Annotated in this window: 17 protein-coding genes; 1 reads left to right on the forward strand and 16 read right to left on the reverse strand. The window is 72.2% G+C overall.

What is annotated here, in order from left to right; all coding sequences use genetic code 11:
- Nucleotides 1-13: 13 nt before the first annotated feature.
- Together K6U79_03645 and K6U79_03650 are read right to left on the reverse strand one after the other, a co-directional pair.
- On the reverse strand, nt 14-967 hold the full coding sequence (locus K6U79_03645; protein MCL6521450.1) for an ABC transporter permease: 954 nt from the start codon (nt 965-967) through the stop codon (nt 14-16).
- Nucleotides 964-3,555 (reverse strand): ATP-binding cassette domain-containing protein, encoded by a 2,592-nt coding sequence (locus tag K6U79_03650; protein MCL6521451.1) that lies wholly within the window; start codon nt 3,553-3,555, stop codon nt 964-966. The genes K6U79_03645 and K6U79_03650 overlap by 4 nt, the downstream gene beginning before the upstream one ends.
- A gap of 249 nt (nt 3,556-3,804) precedes the next feature.
- Between K6U79_03650 and K6U79_03655 the strand changes: the two genes are divergently transcribed.
- The gene (locus K6U79_03655; protein MCL6521452.1) at nt 3,805-4,809 is read left to right on the forward strand and encodes a glucose 1-dehydrogenase; all 1,005 of its coding nucleotides are present in this window, start codon (nt 3,805-3,807) and stop codon (nt 4,807-4,809) included.
- A 247-nt stretch (nt 4,810-5,056) separates the two neighbouring features.
- On the opposite strand, the gene K6U79_03660 is transcribed toward K6U79_03655, so the two are convergent.
- The 14 genes from K6U79_03660 to K6U79_03725 form a co-directional block, all read right to left on the reverse strand.
- Nucleotides 5,057-5,272, reverse strand: coding sequence for a hypothetical protein (locus tag K6U79_03660; protein ID MCL6521453.1), 216 nt, complete (start codon nt 5,270-5,272; stop codon nt 5,057-5,059).
- Nucleotides 5,273-5,440: 168 nt separating this feature from the next.
- Nucleotides 5,441-6,322, reverse strand: a complete 882-nt coding sequence (locus K6U79_03665) for an IclR family transcriptional regulator (GenBank protein ID MCL6521454.1) — start codon at nt 6,320-6,322, stop codon at nt 5,441-5,443.
- 17 nt (nt 6,323-6,339) lie between these two features.
- On the reverse strand, nt 6,340-7,401 hold the full coding sequence (locus K6U79_03670) for a zinc-binding dehydrogenase (GenBank protein ID MCL6521455.1): 1,062 nt from the start codon (nt 7,399-7,401) through the stop codon (nt 6,340-6,342).
- Between the two features lie 29 nt (nt 7,402-7,430).
- Nucleotides 7,431-8,573: a CapA family protein gene (locus K6U79_03675; GenBank protein MCL6521456.1), complete on the reverse strand. Its 1,143-nt coding sequence runs from the start codon at nt 8,571-8,573 to the stop codon at nt 7,431-7,433.
- A gap of 18 nt (nt 8,574-8,591) precedes the next feature.
- On the reverse strand, nt 8,592-9,506 hold the full coding sequence (locus tag K6U79_03680; protein MCL6521457.1) for an ABC transporter permease: 915 nt from the start codon (nt 9,504-9,506) through the stop codon (nt 8,592-8,594).
- A gap of 43 nt (nt 9,507-9,549) precedes the next feature.
- Nucleotides 9,550-10,494 (reverse strand): ABC transporter permease, encoded by a 945-nt coding sequence (locus tag K6U79_03685; protein ID MCL6521458.1) that lies wholly within the window; start codon nt 10,492-10,494, stop codon nt 9,550-9,552.
- A gap of 57 nt (nt 10,495-10,551) precedes the next feature.
- Complete coding sequence (locus K6U79_03690; protein MCL6521459.1) at nt 10,552-12,234, reverse strand: ABC transporter substrate-binding protein; 1,683 nt, start codon at nt 12,232-12,234, stop codon at nt 10,552-10,554.
- Nucleotides 12,235-12,294: 60 nt separating this feature from the next.
- Nucleotides 12,295-13,515 carry a dipeptidase gene (locus K6U79_03695; protein MCL6521460.1) on the reverse strand — a complete coding sequence of 407 codons (1,221 nt, stop codon included), beginning with the start codon at nt 13,513-13,515 and terminating at the stop codon, nt 12,295-12,297.
- Between the two features lie 625 nt (nt 13,516-14,140).
- Entirely contained in the window at nt 14,141-14,533 is a 393-nt protein-coding gene (locus K6U79_03700; GenBank protein ID MCL6521461.1) for a restriction endonuclease, read from the reverse strand.
- 363 nt (nt 14,534-14,896) lie between these two features.
- Nucleotides 14,897-15,850, reverse strand: a complete 954-nt coding sequence (locus K6U79_03705) for a YeeE/YedE family protein (protein MCL6521462.1) — start codon at nt 15,848-15,850, stop codon at nt 14,897-14,899.
- 124 nt (nt 15,851-15,974) lie between these two features.
- A complete protein-coding gene (locus tag K6U79_03710) occupies nt 15,975-16,214 on the reverse strand; it encodes a hypothetical protein (protein MCL6521463.1) in 240 nt (79 codons plus the stop codon).
- Between the two features lie 302 nt (nt 16,215-16,516).
- Complete coding sequence (locus tag K6U79_03715; protein MCL6521464.1) at nt 16,517-17,740, reverse strand: hypothetical protein; 1,224 nt, start codon at nt 17,738-17,740, stop codon at nt 16,517-16,519.
- A 36-nt stretch (nt 17,741-17,776) separates the two neighbouring features.
- A complete protein-coding gene (locus tag K6U79_03720) occupies nt 17,777-18,241 on the reverse strand; it encodes a phage tail protein (protein MCL6521465.1) in 465 nt (154 codons plus the stop codon).
- Between the two features lie 121 nt (nt 18,242-18,362).
- Nucleotides 18,363-19,115: MFS transporter (locus K6U79_03725; GenBank protein MCL6521466.1), on the reverse strand; the 753-nt coding region annotated here is incomplete at its 5' end.

Here is a 19,115-nt window from a genome sequence, read left to right on the forward strand (position 1 = left end):
CCCGGACCCCCCTTCACCCCGCCCTGCGCAGCGCGAGGACGAGGATGATCATGGCGCCCTCCAGCACGTTGCGGGCGCCGGCGCTCAGCCCGGTGGCCTGCATGCCCGTCTCCAGGAAGCGGAGCAGCACCGCCCCGCCGAAGACGCCCAGCGCCGTGCTCCGCCCGCCGGCGATGAGCGAGCCGCCCAGCACCACGGCGGCGATGGAGCCCAGCTGGTAGGGGCTGCCCATGCCCAGGAAGGCGCCGCCCGCGTAGGCGCCCAGCAGCACCCCGCCCAGCGAGGCGGCCAGCGAGGAGAGGACGTACGAGAGGAAGCGGACCCGCCCCACCCGGATCCCCGTCAGCTCCGCCGCCGCCTCGCTCTGCCCGCCGGCCTCCAGGTGCCGCCCGTAGCGCGTGTGCTGGAGGAGCAGCCCGGCCAGCGCCGTCAGGAGGAGCGAGAGCCAGAGCATGTCCGGCAGGCCGAGGAGTGAGCCGTGCACCCAGCGCGCCAGCGCCGGGCTGGGCGCGCCGCCCTGGCCGACGCCGTAGTAGAGCTGGATGAGCGAGTCGAGCATGAAGCCGGTGGCCAGCGTGGCCACCATGGCCGGCAGGCGGAGGCCGACCACCAGCGCGCCGTTGACCGCCCCCAGCAGCAGCCCGGCGCCCAGCGCCGCCCCCACGCCGGCCAGCATGGCCGCCCCGTCCCGCCCGTGCGCCACCGTCGCCTGGAGGATGGCGGCCAGCGTCACCATGCCCGAGACCGAGAGGTCGATGCCGCCCGCCCCGCCGGTGATGACCAGCATCTGGCCCAGCCCCACCACCACCAGGAAGCCGGCCAGCCCCAGGTTGGTGACCAGCGCCTCCCAGCTGAGGCGCTGCTGCAGCACCGCCGTCGCCAGGTAGGCGACCGCGCCGCCCGCCAGCGACCAGATCCAGGCCCAGCCGCGCAGGCGGCGCGTCACGGCCGCGGCGCGCGCGCTCATGCCTCCGCCTCCTTCCCCAGCGCCAGGCGGAGCGCCAGCACCGCCACCAGCGCCAGCCCCTCGATGAGCGAGGCGTAGTTGACGTTGACCGAGGCCAGGCCCAGGAGCGCCTCCAGCAGGCTGAAGAGGAGCGCGCCCAGGACGGCGCCCGCCGGCTCGACGCGCCCGCCGGAGAAGGAGCCGCCGCCCACGATGACGGCGGCGATGCCCAGGAGCGTCGCCGGCTGCGAGGCGAGCGCGTCGGCCGAGGAGGTGAGGGCGGTGACGGCGAGGCCGGCCAGCGTCGCCCAGAAGCCCGCCGCCGCATAGGCGGCCAGGCGCGCCGCCACCGCCGCCCGCACCGCACCCACGCGCAGCGCCAGGTGGTCGGCGTTCTCCCCCGCCGCGCGCAGGCGGACACCCAGGCGCGTGCGGAAGAGGAGGAGGGCGTTGGCCAGGGCGGCCAGCCCGCCCACCACCAGCGGCTCGGGGAGGAGCGGGAGGCTGGCGTTGCCCGCGGCCAGGAGCCAGGCGGGCGCGCTTCCTCCCGGCGTGGGCAGGATGACCAGGGCGACGCCCAGCCAGACGAAGGAAGCGCCCAGCGTCACCACGATGGCCGGCACGCGCCGGAGGGCGACCACCAGCCCCTGGGCGACGTAGAGGAGCCAGGCCAGGAGGAGCGCCGCCGCGCCCAGCGCCGGCCGCTGGACGAGCCAGGTGGCCGAGAGGGCGTTGACCAGGCCCATGTAGGCGCCCAGGCCGAGGTCGATGTCGCCCACGGCGATGACCATCAGCTCGCTGGCCGCGGCCAGGAGGACGGGCGTGAAGGAGCTGACGAGCACCGGGAGCCCTGCCGGCAGGAGCGCCGAGGGCTCCACCAGCGCGATGCCCGCCGTCACCAGCAGCACCGCCACCGCCGCCAGCAGCCAGCCCGCCTCGCCCAGCCGGAGCCGGAGCCGGCCGCCGCCCAGCGCCCCGGCCGCCGGGCGATCGCGCCCTTCCGCCCGGGCCGGCGCGCCGGTCCCGCCCGCGCCGCCCCCTTGGCCCGCGCCGGAGCCGGCGAAGGAGGCGGCGACGATGTTGGCGCGGGTGACCTCCCCGCCCGCCAGCTCGCGCACCAGCCGCCCCTCGCGCATGACGTAGACGCGGTCGCAGACCTCCATCTCGTCGTCGTCGCTGCTGGTCCAGACGACGGCCTTCCCCTGCTCCGCCAGGCCGCGCAGGAGGCGGTAGAACTCCTGCTTGGTTGCCGCGTCGACGCCGCGCGTGGGGTCGTCCAGGAGGAGGATCTCGGGCTCGGCCGCCAGCGCCCGGGCGATGAGCGCCTTCTGCTGGTTGCCGCCGCTCAGCGAGGTGACGGGCTCGTCGGGCTCGGCGGCGCGGATGGCGAGCCGCTCCGCCCACGCGCCGTAGAGCCGCCGCTCGCGCGCCGGCAGGACGAAGGGGCCCCAGGAAGCCCCGCCCAGGCTCCCCACGGTCACGTTGCGCAGGGTGCTCCAGAGGGCGAAGATCCCGCTCCCCCGCCGGTCCCCGCTGACCCAGGCGACCCGCCTCCCCCCGCCGGCGCCGCCGCGCTGGCGGGCGTGGCGGAGAAGCTCGCGCAGGAGCCGCGTCTGGCCTTGGCCGGCGAGGCCCGAGAGACCGACGATCTCGCCGGCGCGCACCTGCAGGGAGAGCTCGCCGGCCGCCGCGCCCTGCGGGCGGAAGTCGATGAGGAGCGGCCGCCCCTCCTCCCCCGCGCGCGAGGGGGCGGGGGAGGGCGCCGCCGGCTCGCCCGGCGCCGCTTCCTCCGCCGCCTCGGTGCGGCCGCCCATGGCCTCCACCAGGGCGGCACGGGTGAAGGCGTCGCGCGGGCCGCGCCGGACCACCTCGCCGTCGCGCAGGACCGTGATCTCGTCGCAGAAGGCGAAGACCTCGTCGAGCCGGTGGGTGATGAGGACGACGCCGACGCCGCGGTCGCGGAGGCGCTCCATGAGGCGGCCGAGCCGCTCCACCTCCTCCCGCCCCAGGGCGGCCGTGGGCTCGTCCAGGACGAGGAGGCGGAGGCCGGGCCGGCTGGCGGCCAGGGCGATCTCCAGCATCTGGCGCCGGGCCAGCGTCAGCCGCTCGACGCGCGCCTCGGGCGCGATGCCGCTGCCGGGGAAGACCTCCTCCAGGGCGGAGGCCGCGGCGCGCCGGGCGGCGGCCCGCCAGCCGCCGGCCTCGCGGGGCGCGCGTTCTGCGCCCGGGCCGGCCGGCTCCAGTGCGAAGTGCTCGTAGACGCGGAGGTTGGGGAAGACGGGGACTTCCTGGTGCGCGATGGCGATGCCCCAGGCGCGGGCCTTGCGGGCGTCCCAGGCGGCGGCCGGGAAGGTGCGGCCGTCGACCGCCACTTGCCCGCTGTCGGCGGGCAGCTCGCCGGTGAGGATGCGCATGAGCGTCGTCTTGCCCGCGCCGTTGGCGCCGAGCAGGCCGTGGACCCGCCCCGCGCGCAGCGCCAGGTCGACGCCGCGCAGGACCCGGTGGCCCCCGAAGCGCTTCTCGACGCCGCGCACCTCGACGAGGAGCTCGTTCAGGAGCTCGCCGGGCGCGGCCGTCCCCGCGGCTGCCGGCCCCTGCCGATCGTTCACGGACTTCCCTCCCGGGATGCAGGCCGGTGGTGTTCCGTATAGCAGAACTCTGTTCTGTGTGCTGAACTGCGCACATGCTAACATCCGGCACCACAGGGTGCAAGAAGGCCGGATGCGGAGCGGCGCCTACGGGGGGCGGGATCTTCCTCCAGGCTTCACGGCCTGCGAAGGCAATCGGGCCCGGGTCACTCCCCCTCCACCGGCGAGGGACGTCGTCGCCAGGAGGAGGCGGGCCTCCGCGGCCCGGCCATGGCAGGCCGACGCCCCGAGCTGTGCGGGCAGAGCGGACCGGGCGAAAGGAGAAGTAGTGTGCAGATCGAAACTCTTTGTCACATAGCGGATCCTCGGTGGTTGGCCTGTTTTGCGGATATCCGTTGTTTTTATGTCGCGCTCCTGGACATTCGGGCGCCGCACGGATCCATTCAACCGGAAAGGAGGTCGGTTCGGGCAACGGGCGGGACCGGTCGGCGCCCCGCTGGAGGGAGAACTCCATGGGCCAGAGACTGGGCGGTAAAGTGGCACTCGATCACCGGGGCAGCGAGCGGCATCGGTGCGGCGACGGCTCGTCTCTTCGCGCGCGAGGGAGCCAAGGTCGTCGTGGCCGACGTGATGGTGGAGCAGGGCGAGAAGGTCGTCTCCGAGATCCGGTCGGACGGGGGTGAAGCCACTTTCGTCCGCTGCGACGTGACGAACCCCGACGACGTCAAGGCCGCCATCGATCTCGCCGTTCGAACCTACGGCCGCCTGGATGTCCTGCACAACAACGCGGGGATCGAAGGGCCGCAGGCGGAGACCGCCAACTACCCGGAGTCCGACTTCGAACGCGTGATCAACGTCAACCTGAAGGGTGTCTACTTCGGTCTCAAGTACGGAGTTCAGGCCATGCTGGCAAACGGTGGCGGGTCGATCATCAACACCGCATCCGTGGCCGGCCTGGTCGGCTTCCCCGGGCTTCTGGCCTATAACGCCTCCAAAGGCGCCGTGATCCAGATGACCCGGACGGCGGCCCTTGAATACGCCAAGCAGGGGATACGGATCAATGCGATCGCGCCCGGGGTGATCGAAACCCCGATGGTCCAGCGCCTCCTCGCCGTTCAACCGGAGGCCTATGACTCCTTCCTCGCCCTGGAACCGATCGGTCGCTTCGCAACGCCGGAGGAGGTCGCCCAGGTGGCACTCTTTCTGGCGTCGGACGACTCCTCATTCGTGACGGGGTCGGTCAGCATCGTCGACGGCGGCCTGACCGCCATGTAACTGCGCCCGCACGATGTGGACGCAGAGCGAGGGCGGTTGCGAAACCGCCCTCGCTCCGCACCGGTTTCTGCCGTCGTCACAGGGAAGCCGGCCCCCAGGCGGTTCGAGCAAGCCCGGTTGCAGACGCCGGCCGGGCTCCGATCCGGGTAGAGGGCGCTCCGGGTGGGGGCGGCGGCGCCGAAGGCGGGTGCCCGGGCGCGGCTCGCGCCGGGGCGGGCACCGTCCCGGCCCGCCACCCCACCCTCGGCTAGAACCGGACGGTCTTCTCCCAGACCGGCGGGGCGCCGCGTTGCCGCCGGAGGAGGAGGCGCCACCAGCCGGCCGCCAGCACCGCCGTCCACAGCTGCGAGTAGGTGAAGTACATGGCCAAGCCGGCCACGACATTGGGCACGCTGGTCAGGTCGTCCAGCACCATGGCCGCCCAGATCTGGTGGACATAGAGGAGGACCGCCAACCAGAGCACCAGGAGGGGAACCGCATCGCTTCCGCCCCACGGGCAGCCGTATGGCAGCTCCACCTGGCTCGGGGGGAGATACTCGCCGCCGCCCCCTCCCGGCCGCCCGGGAAGAAAAGGCCGGGCCCCCCTGCGGGGCGCCCGGCGCCAACGCCCGTCGCCGAGGGGCCGGTGGCGCTACGGCGAGGCCGGAGAGAGAGGCTCCTCGCGCGAACCGGGATCCAGGGGGTCGGTCTCCTGAAGGACGAAGACGATATCACGGGCCGTCGCGCGCAGCTCCGCGAGGAGCGGGCGGGTACGCGCCTCGTCCCAGCGGGTCCGCGGGCCAGCGACCGCGACGGCGCCGATGAGGCGGCCCGCCCGGTCCAGGAGGGGGACCCCCAGGCTGAAGGCCCCCGGTTCGTACTCGCCCAGGGAGAGCACGTAGCCTTCCCGTTCGATGCGCGCCAACTCCAGCCACAACTCCTCCAGGTCGGTGCCGCTCGCCCGGATTTCCGCCGCATGGGTCTCGAGGTACAGGCGGATCTCCGGCTCCGGGAGGTAGGCGAGGAGGACGCGCGCCGGCGCACCCACGTGCAACGGCTGCGTGCCGCCCAGCTCGGGTACCACGCGCAGCGGGTGGGGGGAAGGGACGGCGTCCACGTAGACGCACTGGCCGTTTCGCGCGACCGTCAACACGGCCGTCTCGCCGCACTTCTCCACCAGGCGGTTCAGGTACGGCCTCGCCGCGGTGCGCAGGTCGGAGGCGCGCGCCGTCCGGGCCGCCAGCGTCCAGAGGCGCTCGCCCGCCCGGTACATGCCGTCCGGCTGGCTGTGGTCCACGAACCCGTAATGGGAGAGCGTGGCCAGGATCCGGATGAGGACGGTCTTGTTCATCCCGAGCGCGCGGGCCAGCTGTGTGACGCCCCAGTGGTCCCGGGAGGCGACCGCATCCAGCACCTGGAGCGCCCGACCGACCGTCTGCAGCAGCTCGCCGCCCGATCCCCGGGAGGCCACCGGTCCCGAGGGGCTCCGCTTCCTCCCGGAAGCGCCCGTCCCTGTCCGCTCCGCTCCGGCCACGGCTCACCCTCCCCGGCTCAAGAGACGCGAATGACGATCTTGCCGACGTGCCTTCGTTCCTCGATCTCGCGCTCGGCCCGGGCGATCTCCTCCAGGGGATAGACCGCATGGATCACGGGATGCAGGAGACCCGCCCAGACCATTCGGGTCACGGCCAGAAAGTCCTCCCAGTTGCCCATGGGGGCGCCCAGGATCCGGCGATGCCACTGGTAGACCTCGCGCACGCTCAGGTGCAGGTCGTCTCCGCCGGTCGCCCCCGAAAGCACCACCCGTCCCCCCATGCCCAGGCACCGCAGCGTGGCCGGCAAAGTGGGACCGCCCACGGCGTCCAGGGCGAGATCGACCCCCTCGCCGCCGGTCCATGCGCGGACCTCCACCTCCCAGTCCGCGCGCGAGTCGAAGGCGACGCTGGCTCCCAGCTCCAGCAGGCGCCGCCGTTTCTCCTCCGAGCCGGCCGTGACGGCCACCGTCGCCCCCGCTGCCAGCGCGATCTGCAGCTGCGCCACCCCGAGACCGCCTGACGCGCCCACCACAAGAACCCGTTCGCCCGGGCGAAGGCGGCCCACGGTGATCACGCCGCGCCAGGCGGTGGTGTAGACCGCCGGGACGGCCGCCGCAACCTCGGGCGCGACGCCTTCGGGAACCGCGACGACGTTCCTCGCCGGGACGGCGACATACTCGGCCAGCCCTCCCCAGCGGTGTTCCCCGATGATGGCGTACCGCGGGCACATGGTCGGCTCGCCGCGCCGGCAGTACCTGCACTGGCCGCAGCTGATGCCGGGGTAGACGAGAACCCGCTGGCCCGGCGCGGGCAGGGATGTCTCCGGTCCGTCCGGCGGCCCGAAGGCGGCCACCCGGCCGACGATATCCACGCCCGAGACATGCGGCAGGCGGATGGGCGGCACGCCCGGGCCGCTGAGCCCCTGGCGGGCGAAGATGTCCAGGTGGTTGAGCGCCACGGCCTCCACGCGGAGGAGGATCTCGCCCGGCCCCGGCCGGGGGACGGCCACCTCCTCGAGGCGCAGGACCTCGGGGCCGCCATGCCGGCGGATGACCACCGCCCGCATGCTCCGGGGCACGGCCTCGCCGGTCGCGGGCCGCTCCGCTCTCAGATCCCGCCCTCCCATTCCAGGCACCCCTCTTCCACGCGGACTCGGGCACCCATCCGGCGCGAAAACGCCTCGAGCCGCCGGGCGATCCGGTCCGCCTCGTCCGGGGCCACCCGAACAGCCTCCCCGCGACGATTCAGCCTCGCCGGCACCAGGCGGAGGCGCCGGATGCGCAGCCTTGCTCCCGCGGAGGCCGCGAGCTCGATCCAGGCGAGGCTGCTCTCCTCGTTCTCCGGCAGGCGAACGGGGGCATAGAGCGCCGCCGAGGCCTCTGGCTCGCCGCCTGCCGGCCCCTCGAGCGCGCTCTCCATGCCGCCCGGAAGGTACTCCGGGTGAAACAGGAAGTTCCCCAGGCTGTACAGCACCGGAACACCCTCGATCTCGCCCAGCCCATACGGCGCATGGGGGTGGTGGCCCACGATCAGGTCGGCCCCCGCCGCCACCGCGCGCGCAGCGACGCGCAGCTGGTACTCCGCCACGGTCCCCTGGAAGGCCGAGCTCCACTGGGGCGGCACGCCCCAGTGGAGCGAGAGGATGACGAACTCCGCCTCCCGGCGGGCCCGGGCGAGACTCTCCTCCATGCGGCGCAGATCGGCCTCGACGGGCTCGGTGTGCACCCAGGGCGGCGTGCCGGGCTGCTCGTCCAGCAGGGCGGCATCCGCCTCCCAGCGGGTGCGCACCTTGATCCCGGCGATCCCCGGCCGTCCTTCGGCCGCCTGAAAGCCGGGCGGGACGGTGCAGGCCCACGCGACCAGGGCGACGCTCTTCCCCCCCGCCGCCAGCCTCACCGGCCTGGCCGCCTCGGTCCAGTCCATCCCGGCCCCGCCGAACCGGATACCCCTCTCCGCGAGGCGGCGGCGCGTCGTGACGAGCGCTTCGGCTCCCCAGTCCATGGTGTGGTTGTTGGCCAGCGAGACGGCGTCCAGCCCCAGCTCCGCGAGCCAGTCGGCCGCCTGCGACGGGAGGCGCAGCCGGATCAGCTTGTCCGCGGGCACGCCGGGGCCCTCGACGATCGGGCCCTCCAGGTTGGCCAGCCGGAGGTCCGCGGCCCGGAAGAGGTCGAGCCAGACCTCCCCGGAGGGCCTCTCCAGGGGGGCGACGTCCCCCACCGCCACGATCTTCAACGTCTCCTCGCGCTCCATCGGAGGCCTCCCGCCCTTTCAGCGCCGGATGCGGGGATCCAGGGCGTCCCGCAGCCCGTCGCCCAGGAAGTTGTAGGCCAGAACCACCAGCGTCACGGCGAGTCCGGGGAGGACGGCCAGCCGCGGGGCCGTCCAGACGTACTGCTGGGCGTTCTGCAGCATGTTGCCCCAGCTGGCGGTGGGCAGCTGGATGCCCAGGCCCAGATAGCTCAGCGCGCTCTCGGTCAGGATCGCCCAGGCGACGCCGAGGGTGGCCGAGACGATGAGCGAGGGCGCCACCTGGGGCAGCAGGTGCCGCGCCAGCACCCGGCCGTCGGAAGCTCCCAGGGCCCTGGCCGCCTCCACGAACTCCTGCTCCTTCAGGCGCAGGGTCTCGCCATAGATCACCCTGGCCACCTGCATCCAGCTGGAGACGCCGATCACCAGGGCAACCATCAGCGGCGTCCTGCCGAGCACGGTGAGGGCGACGAGGGCGAAGAAGAAGCTGGGGATCGCCATCATCGCGTCCGTCAGGCGCATCAGCAGGGCGTCCAGCCAGCCCCGGTAGTAGGCCGCGACCAGGCCGACAACCAGACCGGCCACCAGCGAGAAGAGCATCGCCAGGAAGCCCACCGCCAGCGTCACCTGGCCGCCGTGCAGGAGGCGGCTCAGCTCGTCACGGCCGAGCTCGTCCGTGCCCAGCGGGTGCACCGCGCTGCTTCCCGCCAGGGTGTGCAGCGGGTCGGTGGCGTTCGGGTCGACCCGCCAGAAGAAGGGCCCCGCGAAGACGGCCAGATGGGCGAGCAGCAGAAAGACCAGCGAGAGCGCCGCCAGCCGCTGGCGGAGCAGCCGGCCAAGGAAGCCCCGCCGCTTCGACTCCGCCTCTTCCTCGCGAATCAGGACGGGTTCGTCCGGCAGCGGCAACCCGTTCTCGGCAACCCGACTCGACACCATCCCACCTCCCTGCCCGCCCGTGCCCGCGCCGCTTCTAGCCATCTCAGGCGATCCGGATGCGCGGATCGACCCAGGAGTGGACGACGTCGACCAGGAGGCTGACGCCCACCACGATGGCCGTAACCACCACCGTGATCCCCATCACGAGCGAATAGTCCCGCTGGGCGGCCGCCTGCACGGCCAGCGAGCCCATGCCCGGCCAGCCGAAGACGCTCTCGGTGATCACCGCCCCTCCGAGAAGCCTCGGCACCAGCACGCCCAGGGTGGAGATGACCGGAACCAGGGCGTTCCTGAGCGCATGGACGTAGATCACCCTCAGCTCGGCCATGCCCTTGGCCCGCGCCGTCCGCACGAAGTCCTGTCCGATGACCTCCAGCATGGCCGAGCGGGTGAACCGGACCACGGAGGGCAGGGTGGTGCTGGAGAGGACGATGACGGGCAGCACCAGGTGCGCCAGGCGGTCGCCGATCCCCCCGCCCCCGTCGGACGAGGCTCCCGAGGCGGGCAACCAGGCCAGTTCCACGGAGAAGAGGAGGATCAGCATGATCCCGAGCCAGAAGGCGGGAACGCTCAGGCCCAGCACACTGGCGAAGCCGATGCCCTGGTCCGCCAGCCCGTTGCGCCGCAACGCCGACACCACCCCCAGCGCGACGCCCAGGAGACAGGAGAGGGCCAAGGTGGCCGTGCTGAGAAGCAGCGTGTTGGGGAACCGCTGGCCGATCAGCTTGGCCACCGGCTGGTCCGCCGAGAGCGAGAGGCCGAGATTGCCCCGCAGGAGCCCGGCCAGCCACTCCGCATAGCGCACGGCGACGGGCTTGTCGAGGCCGTAGCGGACCATGATCGCCTGCCGCTCCTGGGCGGTCATGTCCATCCGCATGGCCGCCGCCGGCCCGCCCGGCGCCAGGTTGACGAGAAAGAAGGTCACCGCCGTCACGATCAGGAGAACCGCCAGGCTCTCCGCCAACCTCCGCAACAGGAACCGCGCCATCGCTCACCGCACCCCCAGGCGGCCGCGGCGCCCCCCGGCGCCGCGGCCGCCGCCACCCTACTTGGACAGCCACCACTCGTTGACGTACTCCATCGCGTCCCGGAGCCCCAGGTCGGGTACGCCGTGGAGGCGGACGTTCCGCACCTGGACTTCCTGCGGGAACCAGAGGAAGACGTACGGGAGCGTCTGCGCCATGTACTGCTGCAGCCGCCGGTAGACCTCAACCCGTGCCTGGGGATCGCTCGTCTGCTCGCCCGCCACCAGGAGCTGGTCGAGCTTCGCGTCCTTGTACCCGGGGATGTTGTTCCCCTTCCCCGCGGCACTGGAGATAAAGAACGGCAGCACGTCGGGATCCGCGGGATAGACCCACCAGTTGATGGTCGCGTCGTAGCTGCGCTGGACCACATCCTTCTGGATGAAGGCGTTCCACTCCATCGAGTTCAGCTGGGCGTCGATGCCCACCTTGCGCAGGTATTGCTGGACCAGCTGGCTGACCGGGAGGACGTCGCCCTTCAGGCCCACGTCCAGCACAAAGTGGAACGGTTTGCCATCCTTCACCAACACCCCGTCCGCGTTGGTCTGCGTCCAGCCCGCCTCGGCCAGCAGCTGCCTGGCCTTGGCCGGATCGTACGGGTAGAGACCGGCCAGCGACGGGTCGTAGTACTTCTTCAACGCGGGCGAGATGGGAGCGTTGGCCACCGTGGCGTACCCCTTTTCCACGGAAGCGATGATGGCCTTCCGGTCGATGGCGTAGAGGATCGCCTGGCGCACGCGCACGTCCGTGAAGAGGGGATTCGCCTGGTTGAGCGCGAGCCAGTAGAACTGCACCTGCGTCTCCGGGCGGATGACCAGGTTTTTCGCGGCCTTGACCCGGTCCACGGCCGACTTGTCGTCCAGCGTGAAGATGGTGATCTCGTTGCTCAAGGCCTGCGCCAACTGCGCGTTGGGATCGGGCAGGATCTTGAACACCAGCTTGTCCAGATGCGGAGCTCCGCCGAAGTAGTCGGGATTCCGGACCAGCACCACGTCCTGCCCCGGCGTATAGCTCTGGAGCATGAAGGGGCCGGTGCCCACCGGATGCTCCTTGTTGAACGAGGCCAGTGTCCACGGGTCCTTGCCCTCGAAGATGTGCTTGGGCAGGATGCCGGCGTTGTAGGCCAGATAGGCAGGCAGCGCGGCGAACGGTCTGTTCAGGTGAAAGACGACCGTCGAGGGGTCCACCGCGACGACGTCCTTCACCGCCTTGAAATACGAGGCACCGTTGGCCGCAAGCTTGGGGTTGAGCACGATCTGGTCGAACGTGAAGGCCACGTCGTCGGCCGTGAACGGCTGCCCGTCATGCCATTGGACGCCCTGGCGCAGGTGGAACGTCCAGCTCAACCCGTCCTTCGACGGCTCCCACGACGTCGCAAGGTCGGGTGCGGGGCTCAGGTCCTTTCCGGGCTTGGTGAGCCCGTCAAACAGGACGCGGTTGACGAAGACGGACTCCACGTAGGCGTTCGGGTGCCACGGGTTGAACGTGGGGTCCGCGACGATGGGAATGGTGACCGTGCCCCCGTTCTGGGGCGCTCCCGAACCGGCGGCCGTCCCCTGCCCCGACCCGCCCGCGTTCGATGCACCTCCGGAACCGCCGCAGCCTGCCAGCGCGACCGTCAGGGCCAGGGCTGCCGAGAGCAGCCCGACCCACCGCCTCCATCTCTCGCGGGCGACCCTCCCGCGGACCCGTCCCGATCCCCTCACGAACGACCCCCCCTTTGGCCGACCAGCGGCCCCAAGACTCTGGCGACCGACCGACCCGGCTCAGCGAGCCCAGGTCTGCTCGAAAACCCGGAGCATGTTGCGGCCGAGGACCTTGCCGATCTCCTTGTCCGAATACCCGTGGCTGACCAGCCACCGCGTGATGTTGGGGAAGCACTCCGACGGGTTCTCCAGCCCGCGGACGTATTCGACTTCGCGGAAGTCCTCACCGGAATGGGTCTGGCTGATGGACAGCTGGTTCGCGAACGCCCGGTGGAGACCGACGTGGTCGCCGAAGAGCGTATCCGGGCCGAAGGCCACGTGGTCGATGCCCACGAGGTTTGCGATGTATTCGAAATGTTCCATGAACGAGTCGATGGAATGCTCGGGATGGTTGCGGGTCAGCGTCGTGTGCGGCGCGGCCTCGATGCCGATCACGCCGCCCTTTTCGGCGCAGGCCTTCAGGACCTCGTCGGGCTTCATCCTGCTGGTGTTCCAGAGGGTGCGAGCTCCCACGTGGGTGATCAGGACCGGTTTCTCGCTGGCCTCGATCACGTCCAGCGCCGTCCGGTCCCCGCAGTGCGCCACGTCGATGGTCATCCCCAGGCGGTTCATGCGGCGAACCACCTGGCGCCCGAAGACCGTCAGGCCGCCGTCCCGCGCCTCGCGCAGGCCCGACCCCAGGGCGTTGGACTCCGAATAGGTGATCCCCATCACCCGGATGCCCAAGCCGTAGAGCACGTCGACCCGGTCCACCTCGTTCTCGATGGCCGTCGCCGCTTCCAGCGACGGCACCAGCGCGATGCGCCCCTCCTCCCGCGCGCGGTAGAGGTCCGGCAGCGTTCCTGCGACATAGACCATGTCCTGGTGTGCGATGTCGCTGAAACGCATGCCGATATCGTGAATGATGTCCGTCCATTTCCATCCGGCCCGTGACGTGATCACGGCCGTGCCGTCCATGAAGTTCTCCAGGAGCACATCGATGCCGGAGACGCTCAATCCCTCGTACCCCGTCCAGTCGCGGCCATGCCGGCGATATTCGAAGATCTCGCTCACATCCTCCGGCACGATGAACGCGTGGTCGTGGGCGGAGACGACGGTGTTCTCCTCCAGCAGCCGTTGCACGCGCTGCTCCTGCTCCTCGGTGACCGGCACCGTGTAGGCGGGCACGCGACCGATCTCGCGGGCCAGCTTGAACTCCCTGTAGTCCACGCCGGGCTCCAGATACTGGAACGACCTGTAGCCGGTATAGCGCTTTTGCTTCAATCGGCTCGCCTCCGTCAACCCTTCTGGTTCGCTTATCGGACCTATGGTCCGATTTGTCGCAAACGCTTCGACGCTCGTTGCCGAACTCCTCTCCCGCGGCCGACTCTCCGGGCGGATCCGGCCGCGGCCGGCATCCCCGCCTGCGCGCACCCGGCCGGAGCGGCCAAGGCGGCACCCGAGAGTGGCCGCCTCCGCGACGACGCAGACGAGTGCTCTCCCGCCGAGGCCGGTGCCTCTCGGGGCGCGGCGACGGCCCGAGGCCCGGGCGAGACCGCCTGCCGGCGCCCGGACCGCGATGCCTGATGCAGGGGCGCGACGATACGCCCGCCTCGTCCCGCGCCACGGACTGCGATATCCAAGCCGGACGGTCCATCTCGGCCCTGGTCTGAGCGGGATCCGCTTGGGGGGAACCGCAAGGCAACCCGCTTCCTCCGTTGTCGATGCAGGGCGGGAGCGGAAAGAGCTCGAGGATGGGAGGTAAGGGGTGGCAAGCCGAACGGGTGGCCTTGGGCGGCCAGGGTGTGCATCGTGCGGCGGGCCCGGCGGCCGGAAGGCGACTCGGCCGTCGACCGGGGAGGCCCTCTAGGTACCCGAGTCGCCCGCCGCTGGCCGCACCGGCAAGGCCGCTCGGTCCGACGTCGGATCAGAGCTCATCGAAGAAGCACGAGTCGACGCGGCAGATCGGGGAGCGGGCGATCTCCGCCACCCCCACGCCGTGCCGGATCATCAGGCGGGCCATGGTCTCGCCGTCGACGAGAACGACGCGGTGGGTCACGCTCTCCACGAAGCGCCGCGCGGAGTCGGTGAAGCGCGACGTGGTGAGAAAGACGCCCTTACTGGCGTGATGGCCGGCCAGGCTGCCCACGAAGTTGCGCAGCGGTTCGGCGCCGACCGGGGCCTGCCAGCGCTTGGCTTGGACGTAGACCCGCTCCGGGCCGAGCGGGTCCTGGCGGACCACCCCGTCCACCCCCTGGTCGCCCGTCCCGCCGAGGGCCTGCGCCGCCTCCTCGTACGAGCCGCCGTAGCCCATGGCCACCAGGAGGCGCAGGACCGGCCGTTCGAAGGCCGCGGGCGAATATCCCGGATCCGCCGGAGAAGCTCGCCCGCCGCCTCCCCCAAGTGCTCCCCGTGCGCCGCCTCCATGCGCTCCTCGGCCGAGAGGGAGCGCTCGGGCCGCCCCTCCCCCGCGCGGTCTCCGTGCCGGCCTCTTTCCGCCGCCCGCTTCCACTCCCGGAAGTCCGGATACCGCCTCAGGAAGGCCTCCGTCGCCGTCTCGCCCGACGCCCATGCGGCCCGGCCGCGCTCCGTCACCCGGAACGACCGCCACAACGAGCAGGACCATGGGGCCGGCCCGTGCTCGTTCCAGGCCTCTGCCTCCCGGCCGCCGCGCCCGTGGCGCTCAGGCCGCGTAGCCGAAGAGCGGTCGCAGTTTGACGCCGAGCCGGCTGCCCAGCAGGGCGAACGCGAACCAGACCCAGCCGTGAAGGCTGAACGAGGCGACCCCGCTGACGAAGGCGCCAATGTTGCAACCGAAGGCGAGCCGGGCGCCCCAACCCATCAGCACGCCGCCCAGCACCGCCCCCGCAGCCGTGCGGACCCGCACGCGCCGCAGGTAGGGCCGCGGGAACCGGCCGGCAACCGCAGCCGCCAACAACGCCCCCAGGATGGCGCCGAGATCCATCACCGTCGTGACGTCCGCCCAGACGGACGTCCGGAGCGCCTGGGCGTTGGCCGGAATGCGCCAGTAGGCCCAGGCCCCAGGAGAGCCGCCCAGGGCGCCGAAGGCCTTGGCGGCGAGGAGGGCGAAGGCGGAGGTGATCCCCCAGGGGCGCCCCGCCACCAGCAGCGTCAGGAAGTTGGCCACGGCCAGACCGGCGGCGCCCGCCGCCAGCGACCAGCCTGCGCGACCGGCCATCTTCCCGCTTCCCGGCAGGACCAGAATGCGGACCGCCTCGCCATACCGGCGCCGCTCCAGAACAAGGGTGAGAGCCGCCACCCCGCCCGCCAGCACCAGCTGGACGGCGACCGCGCCCGCCGGCCCCAGCGAGTGCAGCAGCAGCACCGCCGGAAGGTGGGGGGCCGCCATCCACCGGTCCCAGCGGTAGGTCCCCAGGAGCGAGCCGGCCAGGAAGCCGCCCAGGGTCAGCAACCCCCGCACGTCGCCTCCGCCCGTGTGGTAGAGCGTACCGGAGGCGCAGGCGTCCGCCGTCTGCATGCCCAGTCCGAAGGCGAAGGAACCGACCAGGAGCGCCACTCCCAGCGGGGTCGCGTAGCCGCTGACCGCCCGGCCGAAGGCCTGACCCGAGAGGAGGAGGGGAAGGAAGAGGAGCGAGGTCAGCACCACCAGGAGCATCTGCGCCCGGATGGCCGCGCCGCGTCGCTCGAGACGGATGGAAACGAGGCGGCGCAGGAACGTCGAGCGGGTGGCGGAGTCTCGCCAGCCCGGGCCCGGGTACCCGGACCGCCCAAGGCTGGCGCTACTCCTTCACCCCGACCACCCAACCCGCCCCTTGCGGCGTCACCAGCAGGCGGTCGCCCGGGCCCAGGCAGGGGACGCGGCTCATCGCGTGGGTGTTCTCGACGGTCAGCACACCGCCGCGGACAAGGTCGATCACGTCCGTGCAGTGGCTGAGCCCTTCCGCGTCCGGCGCGCAGTTGAAGTCGGCGCGGACCACGCCCTCCTCGCTTCCGCTCAGCGTGCCGTCGAGGATCCTCAACACGTACCTCCCGTCCGCACCGTTACGCTGCCAATCCGAGACGACGGGTTCGGTCGGCCCGGTGGCCGGCCGGCTCTGGGTCCACGCCCAGGCCGCCAGGCCGATCGCGAACGCCAGCGTGACGAAAAGGACGGCCCATCTGCGCTGCAACGGCGTCTCCCCCTGTTCCGGCCCATGCCTTCGGGCGCCGGCGTGCCGCATCGGCCGGCCGTCAACCCCAGTCTAGCAGTCTCACTCCCGTCGCCACCGCCAGGAGGGGCAAGGAAGCAGCCGCAGCCCGCGCGGCTCTTCCCCTTCCCTCGTCAGCCCTGCGCGGGCGGCGCCGCCGGCTGCCACGTGCGCCCCCCGTCCCGGGTGCGCAGGAGGAGCGTCGCGCCGGCTCCTTCCTGCGGATCGGGAAGCAGCGCCCAGCCCGTGGACGGGTCGACGAAGTCCAGCTGCTGGACGCCGGCCAGGCTCCGATCCGGGTGGACGGCGCTCCAGGTGCGGCCGCCGTCGTCCGTCCGGTAGAGCGTCGTCCCGTCGGTGACGACGGCCTCTCGGGCGTCGATCAGGTGGAACTGGGGCGGCCCCTCCGCGGAGGCCGCCAGCCGGACGGGGGTCGAAGGCGCCCAGGTGGCGCCGCCGTCCTCCGTGGCGTATAGGACGAGGAGGCGGTTCTCGAAGAGGACGGGCAGCACGCCCCGGCCGCCGGAGGCGAAGAGCGGCGGGTAGCTGGTGGCGGCGCCGCCGTCGGCGCTCAGGCCGGCGGGTACCGGCAGCGGCTGGCGCGACCAGCTCTGGCCGCCGTCCGCGGTGCGGTAGAGGAGGATGCCCCGCCCCGCCCAGACGCCGGTGAGCCAGGCGTGGCGGGCGTCGGCGAAGGCCGCGCCGCTCTTGATGCCGGCGAAGACGGAGAGGCCGGGCCCGCCGGTGGCGCCCGGGTGGGCGCCGACCACCTCCTGCCAGCTGGCGCCGCCGTCGCGGGAGAGGAGGAGCGTCACCGCCTCGCTTCCTGCGCCCGCGCCCTGGTGGAGGAGGATCCAGCCCGTCCGCCGGTCGACGAAGCGGACCTGCGCGAAGCCGGCCATGCCGAGCGGGCTCGCCGTCCAGCTCCGGCCCCCGTCCTCGGTCCGGTAGAGGACGACCGGCCGGCCGGGGTCCCGGGGCTGGGAGACCACCCAGGCGTGGCTGGCGTCGAGGAAGGCGCCGTCCCAGCCCGTCACCCCCGCCCCGGCGCCGGCCGGCGTCACGTCCCACCAGGAGGCGCCGCCGTCCGCGGTGCGGAGGATCATGCTGCCGGCGACGGCCCAGCCGCGGAGAGCGTCGACGAAGCGGACCTGCAGGAGATCCCGGATGCGGAGCGGCTCGGCCGCGCCTCCCCCGGGGACGGCGGACGTTGCGCTCCCCGGCGAGGAGCCCGGCGGCCGCTTCGATCCCGCCGGCGCGCGGCTCGCCGGACCGGTGGCGCAGCCCGCCGCGAGCCAGACGGCCAACAGGAGGAGGCCCGCCCTCCGCACCAGGAAGCCCCGCCTCGCCCTCGCCATCCCCCGTCTCCTTTCCTCCCCGCACCGGCGCCCGCCTCAATACTCGCCTTTGATCACAAAGAAGGAGCCACGAACGGTGCCCGCCAGGTTGGACTTCTGCTTTGCAAACTTGAACTTACCCTCGAGTTCCCTGGGCACCTCCATCCCCTCGGAGAGCTTGAATCCGACCGCGCGACCCTTGGGGTCATCGACCGCATACATCACGTTGGCGACAAGGCCATCCTCGTAGAACACGTAGGCCCAGCGGATGTTCTCCACCTGAAACCGCGACGTCTCCAAGGGTTTGGCGGAGAGCTCGATGCCGCGCTCTTCCTTCAGGATCCGGTGCACGTAATCCACCGTCTCCCGGCTTTCGCTCGCGGGTACGACCGTGAAGACGTGATTGTATTTCTTCATGAAGTAACGGGCCTCGTTGGCGCGCAGTCCCGCCAGCGCCTGCGCAACCGGCGAGGATTCCAGGCCGACCGTGGAGACATTTCGAAAGTCGACGACGTAGGCCATGTCCGATCCCCCTTTTGGCTCTTCGGCTGGTACCGCTTCCTTCAACGAGGAATCCGCCCGTGCCGAGCAGGCGTTCCGCCCTCGCGCTACCGAACCGCGCTCCTCTTTTCAGGGCGTTCTTTCACGCCCCGCTCGAGACCGCGCTGGCGAGATCATCCTCGACCGGCGCGGCCAGCGTGAGCCCCGCGAGCAGCGTCAGCGCGCCCAGGACGGGCCAGAGGAGGGTCAGCGGCAGCGCGATCATGAGGGCGCCGGCCACCGCCACGCCCAGCGGCACGGTCGCGGTGTTCAGGGCGCCGGCGATGCCGATCGTCCGGCCCAGCATGCCTTGCGGGACGGTGCCGAGGAACCAGGCGGTCGAGGCGCCGGTGGCCACGCTGGCCGCAAGCCCCGTGGCGACGATGGCCGCGACGTCCCAGGCGGCGTTCGGCCACGCCCCCACCGCGGCGAAGGCGAGGCCGGCGAAGGTCACCCCGGCGGCGATGAGGCTCCTCGTGCTCCAGCGCGCCGAGAGCCGGCCCAGAAGCAGCCCGCCCGCCACCATGCCGGCGAAGAAGCCGGCGTAGATCACGCCGAGGAGCGATCCGCTGCCGCCCAGGGGCCCCTTGACCCAGGCGGTCAGGAGCAGATCGGTCGGCGCCAGGGCGAAGTTGGCCACGACCGTCGCCAGGAGCACGCGGCGCAGCATGCGGGAGCGGAAGACGAGGCGGAAGCCCGCCAGCCACTCCGCCAGGAGGCCGCCCTTGCCGCGGGCCGTCGCCCCTTCCTCGCGCGGAAGACGGAGCAGGACGAGGCTCGCGACGTAGACGAGGAAGGAGATCCCGTCCAGGAGGAAGAGGAGCGGCGCGCCCACCAGGTCGAGGAGGAGGCCGCC

Source organism: Bacillota bacterium (assembly GCA_023511835.1).
Taxonomy (GTDB): domain Bacteria; phylum Bacillota; class Sulfobacillia; order JAIMAT01; family JAIMAT01; genus JAIMAT01.